The sequence below is a fragment of the Humibacter soli genome, from assembly GCF_054779035.1.
On record NZ_BAAGYX010000001.1, the window covers coordinates 929848 to 945475 of the forward strand.

Annotated in this window: 11 protein-coding genes; 6 read left to right on the forward strand and 5 right to left on the reverse strand. The window is 66.8% G+C overall.

The genetic code is table 11. From position 1 onward, the window contains the following. Window positions 1-53 precede the first annotated feature (53 nt). Window positions 54-1316, reverse strand: coding sequence for an ammonium transporter (locus ACYVDN_RS04345; RefSeq protein WP_460568798.1), 1263 nt, complete (start codon window positions 1314-1316; stop codon window positions 54-56). Between the two features lie 211 nt (window positions 1317-1527). Then, window positions 1528-2580: a cell division protein ZapE gene (gene zapE / locus ACYVDN_RS04350; protein WP_460568801.1), complete on the reverse strand. Its 1053-nt coding sequence runs from the start codon at window positions 2578-2580 to the stop codon at window positions 1528-1530. Between the two features lie 143 nt (window positions 2581-2723). Between zapE and ACYVDN_RS04355 the strand changes: the two genes are divergently transcribed. Both ACYVDN_RS04355 and ACYVDN_RS04360 read left to right on the forward strand, forming a co-directional pair. Next, the gene (locus ACYVDN_RS04355; protein ID WP_460568803.1) at window positions 2724-3626 is read left to right on the forward strand and encodes a sulfurtransferase; all 903 of its coding nucleotides are present in this window, start codon (window positions 2724-2726) and stop codon (window positions 3624-3626) included. 66 nt (window positions 3627-3692) lie between these two features. Beyond that, window positions 3693-4142, forward strand: a complete 450-nt coding sequence (locus ACYVDN_RS04360; protein WP_460568805.1) for a SufE family protein — start codon at window positions 3693-3695, stop codon at window positions 4140-4142. A gap of 17 nt (window positions 4143-4159) precedes the next feature. Here the strand turns inward: ACYVDN_RS04360 and ACYVDN_RS04365 are convergent, their stop codons facing one another. Beyond that, on the reverse strand, window positions 4160-5350 hold the full coding sequence (locus tag ACYVDN_RS04365) for an alpha/beta hydrolase family protein (protein WP_460568807.1): 1191 nt from the start codon (window positions 5348-5350) through the stop codon (window positions 4160-4162). A gap of 69 nt (window positions 5351-5419) precedes the next feature. Here ACYVDN_RS04365 and ACYVDN_RS04370 point away from each other — a divergent pair, with 69 nt between their 5' ends. From ACYVDN_RS04370 to ACYVDN_RS04385, 4 genes are all read left to right on the forward strand, one after another. Next, window positions 5420-6016: a DUF3000 domain-containing protein gene (locus tag ACYVDN_RS04370; protein ID WP_460568809.1), complete on the forward strand. Its 597-nt coding sequence runs from the start codon at window positions 5420-5422 to the stop codon at window positions 6014-6016. Further along, window positions 6009-7205 carry a ribonuclease D gene (locus ACYVDN_RS04375; protein ID WP_460568811.1) on the forward strand — a complete coding sequence of 399 codons (1197 nt, stop codon included), beginning with the start codon at window positions 6009-6011 and terminating at the stop codon, window positions 7203-7205. The genes ACYVDN_RS04370 and ACYVDN_RS04375 overlap by 8 nt, the downstream gene beginning before the upstream one ends. A 73-nt stretch (window positions 7206-7278) precedes the next feature. Beyond that, on the forward strand, window positions 7279-8478 hold the full coding sequence (locus ACYVDN_RS04380; protein WP_460568813.1) for a thiolase family protein: 1200 nt from the start codon (window positions 7279-7281) through the stop codon (window positions 8476-8478). Between the two features lie 8 nt (window positions 8479-8486). Further along, window positions 8487-10631 (forward strand): 3-hydroxyacyl-CoA dehydrogenase NAD-binding domain-containing protein, encoded by a 2145-nt coding sequence (locus tag ACYVDN_RS04385; RefSeq protein ID WP_460572242.1) that lies wholly within the window; start codon window positions 8487-8489, stop codon window positions 10629-10631. Between the two features lie 19 nt (window positions 10632-10650). Here the strand turns inward: ACYVDN_RS04385 and dxs are convergent, their stop codons facing one another. Next, window positions 10651-12600 (reverse strand): 1-deoxy-D-xylulose-5-phosphate synthase, encoded by a 1950-nt coding sequence (gene dxs / locus ACYVDN_RS04390; RefSeq protein WP_460568815.1) that lies wholly within the window; start codon window positions 12598-12600, stop codon window positions 10651-10653. Between the two features lie 146 nt (window positions 12601-12746). Further along, the gene (acnA, locus tag ACYVDN_RS04395) at window positions 12747-15572 is read right to left on the reverse strand and encodes an aconitate hydratase (RefSeq protein ID WP_460568817.1); all 2826 of its coding nucleotides are present in this window, start codon (window positions 15570-15572) and stop codon (window positions 12747-12749) included. Between the last annotated feature and the right edge of the window lie 56 nt (window positions 15573-15628).

Below are 15628 nucleotides of genomic sequence, written 5' to 3' on the forward strand. Positions count from 1 at the left end.
AAGGCCCCGCGAGCCATCCCTGAGTGGATGACGCGCAGGGCATTCTGCTGTGATCAGGCGTCTTCGAGCGCGTAGCCCTCCTCGCCGTGAACGATGGTGTCGACTCCGGCGATCTCGTCCTCGGTCTTGATGCGGAAGCCCATGGTCTTCTGCAGAACCCAGCCGATGGCGTACGCGAGCACGAACGAGTAGATCATCACCGAGAAGGCGCCGATGGCCTGCGCACCGAGCTGCTGGAAGCTGCCGCCGTAGAGAAGGCTGGTGAACTTTCCGTTGACCTGGGTGAATCCGAAGATCCCGATGTAGAGGGTTCCGATCAGGCCGCCGGTGAGGTGGATGCCGACCACGTCGAGCGAGTCGTCGAAGCCGAGCTTGAACTTCATGTCGATGGCGACGGCGCAGATGGCACCCGTGATGAGGCCGAGCACGATCGCCCAGCCCGGCGTCAGGATGTTGCAGGCGGGGGTGATGGCGACGAGGCCGGCGACGGCACCCGATGCGGCTCCGATCGAGGTCGGCTTGCCATCCTTGATCCGCTCGACCACGAGCCAGCCGATGGTTGCGGCCGCGGGTGCGGCGAGGGTGTTGATCCAGGCGAGGCCGGCAACGCCGTCGACGGCAGCTTCGGAGCCGGCGTTGAAGCCGAACCACCCGAACCACAGCAGAGCAGCCCCCAGCAGCGTCAGAGGCACGTTGTGCGGCTTGTTCATGCCCTTCTGGAACCCGACGCGCTTGCCGAGCACGAGAGCGAGAGCAAGGCCGGCAGCGCCGGCATTGATGTGCACCGCCGTACCGCCCGCGAAGTCGTTGACGTGCAGCGTGTTGACGATCCAGCCGTTTCCGAGGTTGAACACCCAGTACGCGACCGGGAAGTAGACGACGGTGACCCAGATGCCTGCGAAGACCATCCACGTGCCGAATCGGGCGCGGTCGGCGATCGCGCCGGAGATCAGAGCGACCGTGATGATCGCGAAGGTCGCCTGGAAGCCTGCGAAGGCCAGGCCGTTCAGGTCGGGTGTGATGCCGTTCGAGCCGAGGAGGCTGGAGAGCCCCCAGTCGGGCGTGCCGAGCCAGCCGGGGATCAGCGGCTTGCCGAACGAGAGCCCGTAGCCGTACAGCACCCACAGAACGGCGACGATAGCGATCGCGCCGACGCTCATCATCATCATGCTGATGACGCTCTTGGCCTTCACCATGCCGCCGTAGAAGAACGCGACACCCGGCGTCATCAGCAGCACTAGGGCAGCTGCGACGAGAAGCCAGAGCGAGTTCACGCTATTTTCCGCGTTATAGGCGGCCGCCGTGTGCAACAACATGAGGTCTCTCCCTCTCGAGGAATACTGCGTCTCGCCATCACCGTGCCGGTCGGGTTCGCCGGTTGTTCGGGTGAGGTGCCGTCAGTCTGCTTCGAGCAGATTTCGTAGGAGAGGCCGAAGTTGTTGCGAGCGCGTTACAGCCGCCGTCGCTGTGTAAACATCGTGTTTCAGCGGGGCGTGAGGTTGCCTCGTACCGCCGTGGGTAGACGACTCAGTCGTGCGGAGGGAGCTCGCCGGAGGTCAGCGCGATGAGCCGCGAGACCGCACGCAGGTACTTCTTGCGGTAGCCGCCCTGGAGCATCTCGGCGTCGAACACGTCGTTCAGCGGAGTGCCCGTCGCGACGACGGGGATCTCGGCGTCGTACACGCGGTCGACGAAGGCCACGAATCGCAGCGCCTCCATCTGGTCGTGCAATTGCTCGACATCCGCCAGCGCGACCACATCGACGTTCGCGATCAGTTTGATGTACTTCGAAGGATGCACCGTGGCGAGATGGGCGATCACGTCGCGGAATCTGTCAGCCGTCACGTGCTCGCCCCGAGCGCTCATCGCCTCGACGACGCTGTCGAACGTCGACGCGTCGACGGTCGTGGCCTCGCCGGATACGTCACGACGGCGATAGTCGAGCCCATCGATGCGCACGGTCTCGAAGTGCGACGAGAGGGACTGGATCTCCCGCATGAAGTCCGAGGCGGCGAAGCGTCCCTCGCCGAGCGCCTGCGGCGGCGTGTTCGAGGTGGCCGCGATGCGCGTGCCGGTGGCGACGAGCGCTCCGAGGAGGCGCGTCATCATCATGGTGTCGCCGGGGTCGTCGAGCTCGAACTCATCGATGCAGATCAATGTGGAGCCGCGCAGCAGCTCGATCGTCGGCTGGAATCCGAGTGCACCGACCAGCGCCGTGTACTCGATGAAGGTGCCGAAGTACTTAGGTCCCGGTGCCGCGTGCCAGAGCGCGGCGAGAAGGTGGGTCTTACCGACTCCGAATCCGCCGTCCAGGTAGACACCCGGCTTGTGCTCGACGGTCTTCTTGCGCCCCCAGCCGAAGAACCCGCCGGGCTGCGGCGGCTCCCAGCTCTTCGCGAACGACAGAAGGGTGCGCACCGCCTCCGCCTGCGAGGGGAAGTCCTTGTCCGGCCGGTACGAGTCGAACGTGGCACTGTGGAACTGGGGCGGAGGAACGAGCTCCCCCGCGATCTCCCGACCGGTGATCGTCGGCACCACGTCGACGAGGTGAGAGGCGTCGGGAAGCGTGTGCTCTGACATCTGTTCCTTTGTGTCGAAGTCTTACCGTGCCCCTACGCTCGACAACGGGGGTGCGTAAGTTCGCTTGAGGGACGAGCACCAAGCCTAACGCCCGTACACCAAGGCCTCGGTTCGAGAAGGACCGGCGCCAGGAGGAGGAGATCATGACCGTGGGATTCGACGATTCTGCGAAGTTCGCCGAGTACGCACATCCCGAGCGCCTGGTGAGCACGGAGTGGCTCGCCGAACACCTCGGAGACGCAAGCCTGGCGGTCGTGGAATCGGACGAAGACGTGCTGCTCTATGAGACCGGCCACATTCCCACCTCGGTCAAGATCGACTGGCACACCGACCTGAACGACCCCGTTCAGCGCGACTTCGTCTCCGGTGAGCGCTTCGCCGAGCTTCTCGGGCGCAAGGGCATCTCGCGCGACACCACGGTCGTCATCTACGGCGACAAGAACAACTGGTGGGCCGCATACGCCCTGTGGATCTTCACCCTCTTCGGCCACGAGGATGTCCGGCTGCTTGATGGCGGTCGCGATAAGTGGATCGCAGAGGGCCGCGAGCTCGTCACCGCCGCATCGACCCCCGAGCCCGCCGAGTACCCGGTGGTGGAACGGGACGACAGCACCATCCGCGCCTTCAAGGACGACGTGCTCGCCCATCTCGGCAACGGACCTCTCATCGATGTGCGCTCCCCAGAGGAGTACAGCGGTGAGCGCACCGAGATCCCCGGGTACCCGACGGAGAGCGCGCTGCGTGCAGGCCACATCCCGTCGGCGGCCTCCGTGCCATGGGCGCGCGCCGCGGCGCCGGACGCCACCTTCAAGTCGCGCAGCGACCTCGACGGCATCTACAAGGGCGAGGCCGGGCTGCAGGAAGGCGACGACGTGATCGCCTACTGCCGCATCGGTGAGCGCTCGAGCCACACCTGGTTCGTGCTCACCCACCTGCTGGGGTTCGAGAACGTGCGCAACTACGACGGCTCGTGGACCGAGTGGGGCAGCGCCGTACGGGTGCCGATCATCACGGGCTCAGACCGCGGCGACGTCCCATCGGCCTGAGCACAGCCGCTGCTGGCAGGCGCCTTCAGCACCTCGTCGGGGCCTACGTGAGAAAATGGCCGTCTCATGACGACGACCGCTCTTCCCACGACTCTTCGGGAGATCAAGGACGACTTTCTCGCCCTCGAGGTCCCCGACCGTCTGCAGCTTCTGCTCGAGTTCTCGAACGAGCTCCCCGAATTGCCGGAGCGCTACCGTGACCACCCTGACCTGTTCGAGCGGGTGATCGAGTGCCAGTCCCCCGTCTTCATCTTCGTCGAGGTGGATGACGACGACATCGTGCACCTGCACGCAACAGCCCCTCGCGAGTCGCCGACAACTCGTGGGTTCGCGTCGATCCTCGCTCAAGGACTCGCAGGGCTCACTGCGGACGAGGTGCTCGCGGTTCCCGACGACTACCCGCAGGAGCTGGGACTGGCCCAGGCGGTCTCACCGTTGCGCGTGCGTGGGATGACCGCATTGCTCGGCCGCACCAAGCACCAGGTCACGCTCAAGCGTTCTCCGCTGGTCGAGTAGCGGCCGCGAAGCGGCCGCTACTCGACCAGCGGGAGAGCATCGAGCCAGTCGGCTATGGCCTTGGTCCAGCGTTCCCGGTCGTAGTTCCACAGCTTGGTGTGCCTGGCTTCGGCGAAGGGGACGAAGGTGACGATGTCCGGTCGTTGGTCGGCAAGGCGGTGCGACCCTCCCGCCGGCACGTAGCCGTCGTCGTCGCTGTGCATGAGCAGCACGGGCGTGCTCAGCTCGTGCGAGCGCACGGTGAAGTCGAGGGCGCCTAGCCCGATCGGCGCGTCCTGGCCGACCACGCCCGACGCCCACGTCGCGTCGAGCAGTACCAGGGCTCCCTTCGTCACCGGCCTGGGAAGCTTCATGCCGTCCGCCTGGAACTCGAGCGTCTCCACCCAGTCGATCACCGGCGAGTCGAGCACGATGCCGCGCACGCTGTCGGCGCGAGGCGAGCGAATCGCGGTCTGCAGCACGATGGCACCGCCCATGGACCAGCCGAACAGGACGATGTCGCGGGCGCCGCGGTCGAGAGCGAAGGCGATGGCGGCGTCGACGTCACCCCACTCCGTTGCCCCGAGGCCGTATCGCCCGTCACCGCTGTCCGGAGCGTCGCCGTCGTTGCGATAGCTGACGACGAGGCTCGTGTAGCCCTTCTCGCGGAACACCGGGATGCCCCGCAGTGCCTCCTGGCGTCGCGCTCCGCGACCGTGAACGTGGATGGCCCAGCGCTGGGTCTCCTCCTGCGCCGGGAACAACCAGGCAGGGGCCGTACCGCCGTCGACCGGGATGTCGACGCTCTCCACGGGCAGGCCGAGCTCCTCCGGCGCGGTGTAGATCCACCCGGTGAGACGCCCCCGACGGGCAGAGGCGAGGTCACCCCACTCCACGGATTCGACGGCACGGATGACCGCCCCGTCCGGATCCAGCCCGATGACCTCCCCGAGCCGCGCGTATCCGCGGTCGGAGGAGAACCAGAGCCCGTAATGGCCGGGCACGGTGAGCGTGTCGGCGGTGCCGGTGAGCGTCACAGCGGTGAGGTCCGGCGAGACGGCCCGGATCTCGACATCCTGCTTGCGTCGCCGAGCCGGTGTCACGACGGTCCTGGCCACGAGCGTTGCTGCGACACCGTACGCGGCGGCCACCGCCGCTCCGATCGCGATCAGAATGGCGAACGGCACCAGAACCCTGCCCAGCCGACGACCCACGAGAACTCCCCTCATCGCGTGAGGCACCTTGCGCATCCGGCGTGCCTGACGTCAACTCCCGAGCCGAAACTCTAGTCTGCGTTTGTGTCTCCCTCTCCAGCGACCCCCGGAGTTCCCGCGGAGTTCGCCGTCGCGGCGGCCGCGGTGCGTTCGGCGGAATCCCGCCAGGAGTTGACGGTGGACGAGATCCCGGCTCCGACCGGACTGGCGCCCTTCGCGGTCGCACTCGCCGCCGACATCACGCCCGCCAAGCACAGCGGAGACTCCGAACTCGGAACAGGAAGGTTCGTCCTGCTCTACGACCCGTCGGAGCCCGTCGAATGGGGTGGACGGTTCCGCATCGTCTGCTTCGCCCAGGCGCCCTTGGAGACCGACATCGGGCTCGATCCGTTCCTCGCGGACGTGACCTGGTCGTGGCTCGTCGACGCGCTCGACGAGCGTGGCGCCGACTACTCGTCGGCGTCCGGCACGGCGACGAAGATCATCTCCACAGGCTTCGGCGAGCTCGCCAGACAGGGCGACGGTGCTCAGATCGAGCTGCGCGCCTCGTGGACGCCGCACGGGATCGACCTCGGTGCACACGTCGAGGCGTGGGAAGATCTGCTCTGCATGCTCGCCGGAATCCCTCCCTTGCCGGACGGAGTACGTCTCCTCGCCCATCGGAGAGCCTCGCGTGACTGACTACGACGTCGTCGACTCGCCGTCGAAGTACAGAGAGGCCGTCGACGCGCTGCGCTCCGGGACGGGCCCCGTCGCCGTCGACGCCGAACGCGCCTCCGGATTCCGCTACTCGCAGCGTGCCTACCTCATTCAGATGTTCCGACGCGACGCCGGCGTCTTCCTGTTCGACCCTCCGGCTGTCGGGGATTTCACCGAGCTGCAGGATGCCGTTGGTCCGGTCCCCTGGATCCTGCACGCCGCCAGCCAAGACCTCGCGTGCCTCCGTGAGGTGGGGCTCGACCCCGTGACGGTCTTCGACACCGAGCTCGGCGCACGTCTGCTCGGCTTTCCCCGGGTGGGACTCGGCACGATCGTCGAGGAGCTGCTCGGCATCCACCTCGCCAAGGAGCACTCCGCGGCCGACTGGTCGACGAGGCCGCTCCCCCAGCCGTGGCTGACGTACGCGGCGCTGGATGTCGAACTTCTGGTCGACCTCATGGAGGCCGAACAGAAGCTTCTGGCCGAGAACAGCAAGGTCGAGATCGCCGACCAGGAGTTCGCCTACGAGCTCGCGCGGGCTCCAAGGGCCGTCAGGGCCGAGCCGTGGCGTCGACTCTCAGGCGTCCATTCGATCAGGGGCCTTCGCAATCTCGCAGTTGCACGCGAGCTCTGGTTCGCGCGGGACGCTCTGGCTAGGGAGAAGGACATCGCGGCCGGACGTCTTCTGCCCGATGCCTCCATCACGGCGGTCGCACGCGCGATGCCCGCCACCAAGCGCGACCTCTCCGCTCTGCGCGAGTTCACGGGCAGGGCCAGTCGTACCGAGATCGACAGGTGGTGGGATGCCGTCACCCTCGGCAGAACGACGCAAGACCTGCCCGTTCTCCGCGCGTCGGGCGAGAGCATCCCGCCTCCTCGCGCCTGGGCGGACCGCAACCCGGAAGCGAGCCTGCGACTGAAGGCGGCACGCACGGCGCTTCTGGAGGCAGCGGAGGAGCTGAATCTGCCGGTGGAGAACCTGCTCTCCCCCGAGACGCTGCGACGACTCGCGTGGGCCCCGCCGGAGCACATCGACGTGGATTCCATCGGCGCGGCGATGCGTGACGCCGAAGCCCGCCCGTGGCAGATCGCCGCTGCGGCGCCGATCATCGCGGCGGCGTTTGTCGAAGCCGACCAATACCCCGCCGAGGCGGAACAAGCGCCTTCGTAGGATCGCCCAATCGATTCTCCCGGTCGCGGCACGGTTTCTAGGATCGTCAGCAGAGCCGATCATGGGAGGCGAAGTGGCCGAGAGAGCTGACGTTCTGTTCGTCGACGGGGTGCGAACCCCGTTCGGACGTGCGGGCGACAAAGGCGTGTACTGGAATACGCGAGCGGACGACCTGGCGGTGAAGGCCATCGTCGGTCTTCTGGAGCGCAATCCGGGACTGCCGAAGGATCGTGTGGATGACGTCGCCATCGCCGCGACAACGCAGCAGGGTGACCAGGGGCTGACCCTCGGCCGTAGCGCCGCCATCCTCGCCGGGCTCCCCACCACGGTGCCGGGCTTCGCCATCGACAGGATGTGTGCGGGCGCGATGACGGCCGTGACCACCACGGGCTCCGGCATCGCCTTCGGGCAGTACGACGTCGTCATCGCGGGCGGCGTCGAGCACATGGGACACCACCCGATGGGCCAGGGCGTCGACCCCAACCCGCGCTTCCTCTCCGAGAAGCTCGTCGACCCCGCGGCGCTCAACATGGGCAACACGGCGGAGCGCCTGCACGACAGGTTCCCGAACCTCACGAAGGAGCGGGCCGACCGGTTCGGCATGCGCAGCCAGCAGAAGGTCGCTGCCGCGTACGCGTCGGGCGACATCCAGCCGGATCTCGTTCCTGTCTCGTACCGCACCGAGGAGGGCTGGGGCCTTGCGACGGAAGACCAGGGCATGCGCCCGGAGACGACCATGGAGGGCCTGGCCGGTCTGAAGACGCCGTTCCGCCCGCACGGTCGCGTCACGGCGGGCAACTCGTCCCCCCTGACCGACGGCGCAACGGCGTCTCTGCTCACCTCGTCGCGTGCGGCCGAGGAGCTCGGCCTGTCGCCGAAGATGCGCATGGTGGGCTTCGGATTCGCTGGCGTCGAGCCCGAGGTGATGGGCATCGGTCCGATCCCCTCGACGGAGCGCGCGCTGAGGAACTCCGGCCTGTCGATCGACGACATCGGCCTGTTCGAGCTGAACGAAGCGTTCGCTGTGCAGGTGCTGAGCTTCCTCGACCACTTCGGCATCGAGGATGACGATCCTCGCGTCAATCCGTGGGGTGGCGCCATCGCCATCGGCCACCCGCTCGCGGCCAGCGGCGTTCGCCTCATGATCCAGCTCGCCAGGCAGTTCGAGCAGCACCCCGAGGTGCGATACGGGCTCACCGCGATGTGCGTCGGACTCGGCCAGGGCGGCTCGGTCATCTGGGAGAACCCGCACAACAAGAAGTACGGAAAGTGAGCACGAGCGTGACCGACTATTCGACGATCGACTTCTCAGACCTGCTCGCCTTCGCCGACGACGAGGTCGTCACGCACAGCTTCGTGCGCGACGTACCCCTCGCCTCAGGCAAGGTGCTCGCGCTCGTCACGCTGGACAACGGCCGCGACCACACAAGGCCGAACACGTTCGGCCCTGTCGGCCTTCTCGAGCTGGGAAGGACCTTCGACCAGCTCGCCGAGCGCGCGGCGAAGGGTGAGATCCACGCCGTCGCCACCACCGGAAAGCCGTTCATCCTCGCGGCAGGCGCCGACCTCTCGAAGGTCGCCGAGGTGCCGAGCAGGGACATCGCCAAGAAGCTCGCGCAGCTCGGGCACTTCGTGCTCAGCAAGCAGGCGAAGTTCGGCGTCCCCAGCTTCGTCTTCATCAACGGCCTCGCGCTCGGTGGCGGTCTCGAGCTGCCTCTGAACGCCGACTACCGCACGATCGACTCGTCGGCGGCGGGCATCGCTCTTCCCGAGGTCTTCCTCGGTCTGATCCCCGGCTGGGGCGGAACCTTCCTGCTCCCGAACCTCATCGGCATCGAGAACGCCCTCAAGGTCGTCATCGAGAACCCGCTCAAGCAGAACCGCATGCTGAAGGCCAAGGATGCGTTCGACCTGGGTATCGCCGACCGCATCTTCTCGCCCGTGAACTTCCTCGAGGACTCGATCAGGTTCGTCGACGGCGTTCTGAGCGGCACCGAGAAGGTGGAGCGGAAGAACACGCCGGGCAAGATCGAGCGGCTCGCGAAGTGGGACATCGCGATCAAGATCGCCCGCGACACGGTGTCCTCGCGACTCGGCACTGTTCCGCTCTCCCCCTACAAGGCGCTCGACCTGCTCAAGGCGGCGAAGAGCGGCGACAAGGAGGCGTGCTTCGCTCTCGAGGATGACGCCCTCGCCGATCTCATCGCAGGAGACCAGCTCCAGGCATCCATCTATGCCTTCAACCTGGTGCAGAAGCGCGCCAAGCGGCCCGCCGGCGCTCCGGCCAAGGAGCTCGCGAAGAAGGTCACGAAGGTCGGCGTGCTGGGTGCCGGTTACATGGCCAGCCAGTTCGCCCTGCTCTTCCTTCGCCGCCTTCAGGTTCCGGTCGTCATCACCGACATCGATCAGGAGCGCGTCGACAAAGGCGTCGCGTCCATCACCGCCGAGATCGGCACCTTGCTCGAGAAGGGCCGCATCGGTTCCGACGAAGCGAACAGACTGCGGGCTCTCGTCCGCGGCACGACGGACAAGACCGAGTTCGCGGACTGCGACTGGGTGATCGAGGCGGTGTTCGAGGAGCTCGGCGTGAAGCAGGATGTCTTCGCCGAGATCGAGAAGATCGTGACTCCCGAGGCTGTGCTCGCCACCAACACCTCGAGTCTGTCCGTCGAGAAGATCGGCGCCAAGCTGGAGCATCCGGAGCGGCTCGTCGGCTTCCACTTCTTCACCCCGGTCGCCGTGATGCCGCTGATCGAGGTCGTGAAGGCGCCGCAGACGGATGACGCAACGCTGTCCACCGCGATGGTGACTGCCGCCACTCTGCGCAAGAACGCCGTCATCACTGCCGACACGCCCGGTTTCGTGGTCAACAGAGTGCTCGCCAAGCTGCTCGGCGAGGCGATGTACGCGGTCGATCACGGCACGCCGTTCGAGGTCGTCGACAGGGCGATCGCGCCCCTCGGACTCCCGATGGCGCCATCGGTCCTGCTCGACCTCGTCGGGCTGAGGGTGGGCGCGCACGTGCTCGACACCCACCACGAGGCGTTCCCCGACCGCTTCTACCGCAGCGAGAACCTGCACAGGCTCGCGGACTACGGCAAGCTGCTGGAGAAGGACGGCAAGGGCAACGTCAAGGGATTCGACAAGGGTGCGCTCAAGCTCATCACGGTCGAGAACAAGGCGCCGCTCACTGAGGAGGAGATCCTCACGAGGCTGCAGGACGGCCTGGCAGACGAGGTGCACCGCATGCTCGTGGACGACCACGTCGTGGCGGCGCCAGAGGACATCGACCTCTGCATGGTGCTCGGCGCGGGCTTCCCGTTCCAGATGGGCGGCATCACGCCCTACCTGGATCGCGTCGGCGCCAGCGAGCGGGTCTTCGGCGACACGTTCCACCACCCGGTCATCCGCGGGGTGGGCGCGTAGTCGCTGCCGGCCCCGGTCGTCAGTCCTTGTTGACGTGGACCACGATGGGCTGGGCTCCCGTGTCGCCGGCAACGCCTCGCGCGTGCGGCAGCTTGGAGCCCAGCACCATCGCGGTCACGTCCTGGGCGATCTGCCTCGGCGTCATGCCGGTGCGCTCCATGATGTCGGCACGTGAGCCGTGCGCGAGGAACTCGTCGGGGAGCCCGACCTCGGTGACGGCGGTGTCGACGCCGGCCTCGCGAAGATCCTGACGGATGCGCGTGCCGATGCCGCCCACCCGGATACCGTCCTCGATGCAGACGACGATGCGGTGCTGGGATGACAGTTCGACGACGCTTTGCGGAACCGGCACGACCCACCGCGGGTCGATCACCGTGGAGTCGATGCCCTGGGCGGCGAGCCGCTCTGCCACCTCGAGACCGGTCGTCGCCATGCATCCGACGGTGACGAGCAGCACATCTTTGCCGCCGTCTTCACGCAGCACGTCGACACCGTCTGCGGTGCGTCGGAGCGCTTCGATCGGTGCGGGCACGATGCCCTTCGGGTAGCGAACGACGGTCGGGCCGTCCTGCACCGTCACGGCCTCGCCGAGCTCCTCCCTGAGACGGTCGGCGTCTCGCGGAGCGGCGATGCGGATGCCCGGCACGACCTGCAGCGTCGCGAGGTCCCACATGCCGTGGTGGCTCGGGCCGTCCGGCCCGGTGACCCCTGCGCTGCTCAGCACGAACGTGACGCCCGCGCGGTGCAGGCCGACGTCCATCAGCACCTGGTCGAAGGCTCGGTTCATGAACGTGGCGTAAAGCGCAACGACAGGGTGAAGCCCGCCGAACGCCATGCCGCCCGCGCTCGTCGCGGCGTGCTGCTCCGCGATCCCCACGTCGTGTACCCGCCCGGGGAAACGCTCGGCGAAGAGATGGAGCCCCACGGGACGCAGCATCGCCGCCGTGATGCCGACGAGCCGGTCATCTTTCTCGGCCAGACGCACGATCTCGTCGGCGAAGACGGACGGCCACGACGTGCCGGTCGCCTGCTCGATGGGCTCGCCCGTCTCGGGGTCGATCGGGTTCACGCTGTGGAACTGGTCGGCGACGTCGCGCAGGGCGGGTTCGTAGCCGCGGCCCTTCTCGGTGATGGCGTGCACGATCACCGGTGCGTCGTACGCCTTCGCCTGCTCGAGCGCAACGACGAGGGCGTCGATGTCGTGACCCTGCACGGGCCCGATGTACTTGATGTCGAGGTTGGAATAGAGCGCCTCGTTGTTGCTGAAACGCGAGAGGAAGCCGTGAACTCCGCCGCGCATGCCGCGATACACGGCACGACCAGGCGACCCGAGCTTGTCGAAGGCTGCCTGGCTGGTCAGGTAGAGGCTCTTGTAGCCGCGGCGGGTGCGCACCCCGTTGAGGAAGCGGGCCATGCCGCCGATCGTCGGCGCGTAGGAGCGGCCGTTGTCGTTGACCACGATGATGAGGCGACGGTCGTTGTCGTCGCTGATGTTGTTCAGCGCCTCCCAGGTCATGCCGCCGGTGAGGGCGCCGTCGCCGACGACGGCGATCACGTAGCGATCGCCTTGACCGGTCATCGTGAAGGCACGCGAGATGCCGTCTGCCCAGGAGAGCGAGCTGGAGGCGTGCGACGACTCGACGATGTCGTGGATGGACTCCGAACGCTGCGGATACCCGGCGAGCCCGTCGGTCTTGCGCAGTGTGCTGAAGTCTTGCCTGCCCGTGAGCAACTTGTGCACATAGGCCTGGTGGCCGGTGTCGAACACCATGGCGTCGTGCGGGGAGTCGAACACCTTGTGCAGCGCGATCGTCAACTCGACGACGCCGAGGTTCGGGCCGAGATGCCCGCCCGTCTTGGCGACGTTCGCGACGAGGTACTCACGCACCTCTCCCGCGAGCTGCACGAGCTGTTCCCCCGAGAGAGCATCGAGGTCCCGAGGGCCTCTGATCGTCTCGAGAAGGGTCATACCGCCGCCTTTCGCTCCTGACCGAGTCTACGCAAACCACCCTGACCGACACCGGGCGCCGCCGAACGATCGGCACATATCATGCGGATCGAACGACGGGGCCGGGAACGACTCGCGTTCCCGGCCCCGTCTGGCGCTCGTGATCGCTAGGCGACCAGGCTCCTGAGCACGTACTGCAGGATGCCGCCGTTGCGGTAGTAGTCGGCCTCACCGGGCGTGTCGATGCGTACGACCGCGTCGAACTCGATCGGCTGCCTTCCGGCCTCCGAGTGCTCGCTCGGCGTCGCCGTGACGTGCACCGTCTTCGGGGTGCTGCCTTCGTTCAGGGCGGTCAGTCCGCTGATGGACACGACCTCGGTGCCGTCGAGGCCTAGGCTCGCCGCCGACTCGCCGGCCGGGAACTGCAACGGGACGACGCCCATGCCGATCAGGTTGGAGCGGTGGATGCGCTCGAAGCTCTCGGCGATGACCGCGCGAACTCCGAGCAGCGACGTGCCCTTGGCGGCCCAGTCGCGGGACGAGCCCGATCCGTACTCCTTGCCGGCGAAGATCACCAGCGGGGTGCCCTGCTCCTGGTAGTTCTGCGATGCGTCGTAGATGAACGACTGCGGGCCATCCGCCTGAGTGAAGTCGCGGGTGTAGCCGCCCTCGACACCGTCGAGCAGCTGGTTCTTCAGACGGATGTTCGCGAACGTGCCGCGGATCATCACCTCGTGGTTGCCACGACGCGAGCCGTAGGAGTTGAAGTCCTTGCGGTCGACTCCGTGCTCGGTGAGGTACTGCCCGGCAGGGCTGTCGACCTTGATCGAGCCGGCAGGGCTGATGTGGTCGGTCGTGACGGAGTCGCCCAGCTTGGCGAGCACGCGTGCGCCTGCGATGTCGACGACGGGAGTCGTCTCCAGGGTCATCCCGTCGAAGTACGGGGGCTTGCGCACGTAGGTCGAGGCGTCGGTCCACTCGAAGGTCGACCCGGTCGGCGTTGGAAGCGAACGCCAGCGCTCGTCGCCGTCGAAGACGCTCGCGTACTCCTTGGTGAACATGTCCTGGTCGATCGACTCGTCGATCGTCTTCTGCACCTCGGCGGCATCGGGCCAGATGTCCTTGAGGAAGACGTCGTCGCCGTTCGTGTCGGTTCCGAGCGCGTCGGTCTCGAAGTCGAAGTTCATCGACCCGGCGAGGGCGTAGGCGATCACCAGCGGGGGGCTGGCGAGGTAGTTCATCTTCACGTCGGGGTTGATGCGACCCTCGAAGTTGCGGTTTCCGGAGAGCACCGCCGTCACGGCGAGATCGCTCTCGTTGACGGCGGCCGAGATCTCGTCGGGAAGCGGTCCGGAGTTGCCGATGCAGGTCGTGCAGCCGTACCCGACCAGGTAGAAGCCGAGGTCTTCGAGGTACCCGGTCAGGCCGGCCTTCTCGTAGTACTCGGTGACGACCTTCGACCCGGGCGCCAGCGTGGTCTTGACCCACGGCTTCGCCTTGAGGCCCTTCTGCGAGGCGTTGCGCGCGAGCAGCCCGGCAGCCAGCATCACCTCGGGGTTGGAGGTGTTCGTGCACGAGGTGATCGCGGCGATCGCCACGGCTCCGTGGTCGATGACGAACTTGTCGCCGTTGTACTGCACAGGCGTCGGGCGCGACGCGGTGTGCGGCGCGTGGCTCTGGTGGTGGTGCGCGTGCTCGCTGTGCTCGTCCGCCGGCGAGAGCTCCCCAGGGTCTGATGCCGGGAACGATTCCGCGATGGTCAGGTCGACGATGTCGTGGTCGATCTGGGCGTAGTCGTGCAGATCGGTGTTGAACTGCTCCTTCGACTGACTCAGCTCGATGCGGTCCTGCGGGCGACGCGGTCCGGCGATCGACGGCACGACGGTGCCGAGGTCGAGCTCCAGGTACTCGCTGAAAACCGGCTCGTTCGACGGCTCGTGCCAGAGGTGCTGCGCCTTCGAGTACTCCTCGACGAGGCGAACCTGGTCGTCCGAGCGGCCGGTGAGCCGCAGGTACTCGAGCGTGACGTCGTCGATCGGGAAGATCGCCGCCGTCGAGCCGAACTCAGGGCTCATGTTGCCGATGGTGGCGCGGTTCGCCAGCGGAACCTGGGCCACGCCTTCGCCGTAGAACTCGACGAACTTGCCGACCACGCCGTGCTTGCGCAGCATCTGGGTGATGGTGAGCACGACGTCGGTCGCGGTCACGCCCGCCGGGATGGATCCGGAGAGCTTGAAGCCGACGACCTTCGGAATGAGCATCGACACCGGCTGCCCGAGCATCGCGGCCTCCGCCTCGATGCCTCCGACGCCCCAGCCGAGCACGCCGAGGCCGTTGACCATCGTCGTGTGCGAGTCGGTTCCGACCAGCGTGTCCGGGTAGGCCTGCAGCACGCCGTTCACCTCACGGGTGAACGTGACGCGCGCGAGGTGTTCGATGTTCACCTGGTGCACGATTCCCGTGCCGGGCGGAACCACCTTGAAGTCGTCGAACGCCGTCTGGCCCCAGCGCAGGAACTGGTATCGCTCGCCGTTGCGCTCGTACTCCAGCTCGACGTTGCGCTCGAACGAGCCGAGCGTGCCGAAGACGTCGGCGATGACGGAGTGGTCGATGACCAGCTCGGCGGGAGCGAGCGGGTTGATCTTCTCCGGATCGCCGCCGAGGGCGCTCACGGCCTCGCGCATCGTCGCAAGATCGACGATGCAGGGTACGCCGGTGAAGTCCTGCATGACGACGCGGGCGGGCGAGAACTGGATCTCCGTGTCGGGCTCCGCCGTCGGCTGCCACTGACTGAGAGCGGTGATCTGCTCCTTCGTGACGTTCGCGCCGTCCTCGGTGCGAAGCAGATTCTCGAGCAGCACCTTGAGGCTGAACGGGAGCTTCTCGTAGCCGGGTACCGAGTCGATCCTGAAGATCTCGTAGTCGGTCGAGCCCACCGCGATGGTGTCTCGTGCTCCGAAGCTGTTCACTGTTGAAACCCTGTCAGCGGACACGCTGCCCTCTCCTTCGTGGCACTTTCGATTTATCTTGACGTCGAGATAACTTTAGC

What these genes read in the sequence shown, in the direction of transcription:
- dxs (WP_460568815.1), bottom strand. Translation starts at nt 12,600, where the DNA reads ATGACCCTTCTCGAGACGATCAGAGGCCCTCGGGACCTCGATGCTCTC.
- ACYVDN_RS04365 (WP_460568807.1), bottom strand. Translation starts at nt 5,350, where the DNA reads ATGAGGGGAGTTCTCGTGGGTCGTCGGCTGGGCAGGGTTCTGGTGCCG.
- ACYVDN_RS04345 (WP_460568798.1), bottom strand. Translation starts at nt 1,316, where the DNA reads ATGTTGTTGCACACGGCGGCCGCCTATAACGCGGAAAATAGCGTGAAC.
- ACYVDN_RS04360 (WP_460568805.1), top strand. Translation starts at nt 3,693, where the DNA reads ATGACGACGACCGCTCTTCCCACGACTCTTCGGGAGATCAAGGACGAC.
- zapE (WP_460568801.1), bottom strand. Translation starts at nt 2,580, where the DNA reads ATGTCAGAGCACACGCTTCCCGACGCCTCTCACCTCGTCGACGTGGTG.
- ACYVDN_RS04355 (WP_460568803.1), top strand. Translation starts at nt 2,724, where the DNA reads ATGACCGTGGGATTCGACGATTCTGCGAAGTTCGCCGAGTACGCACAT.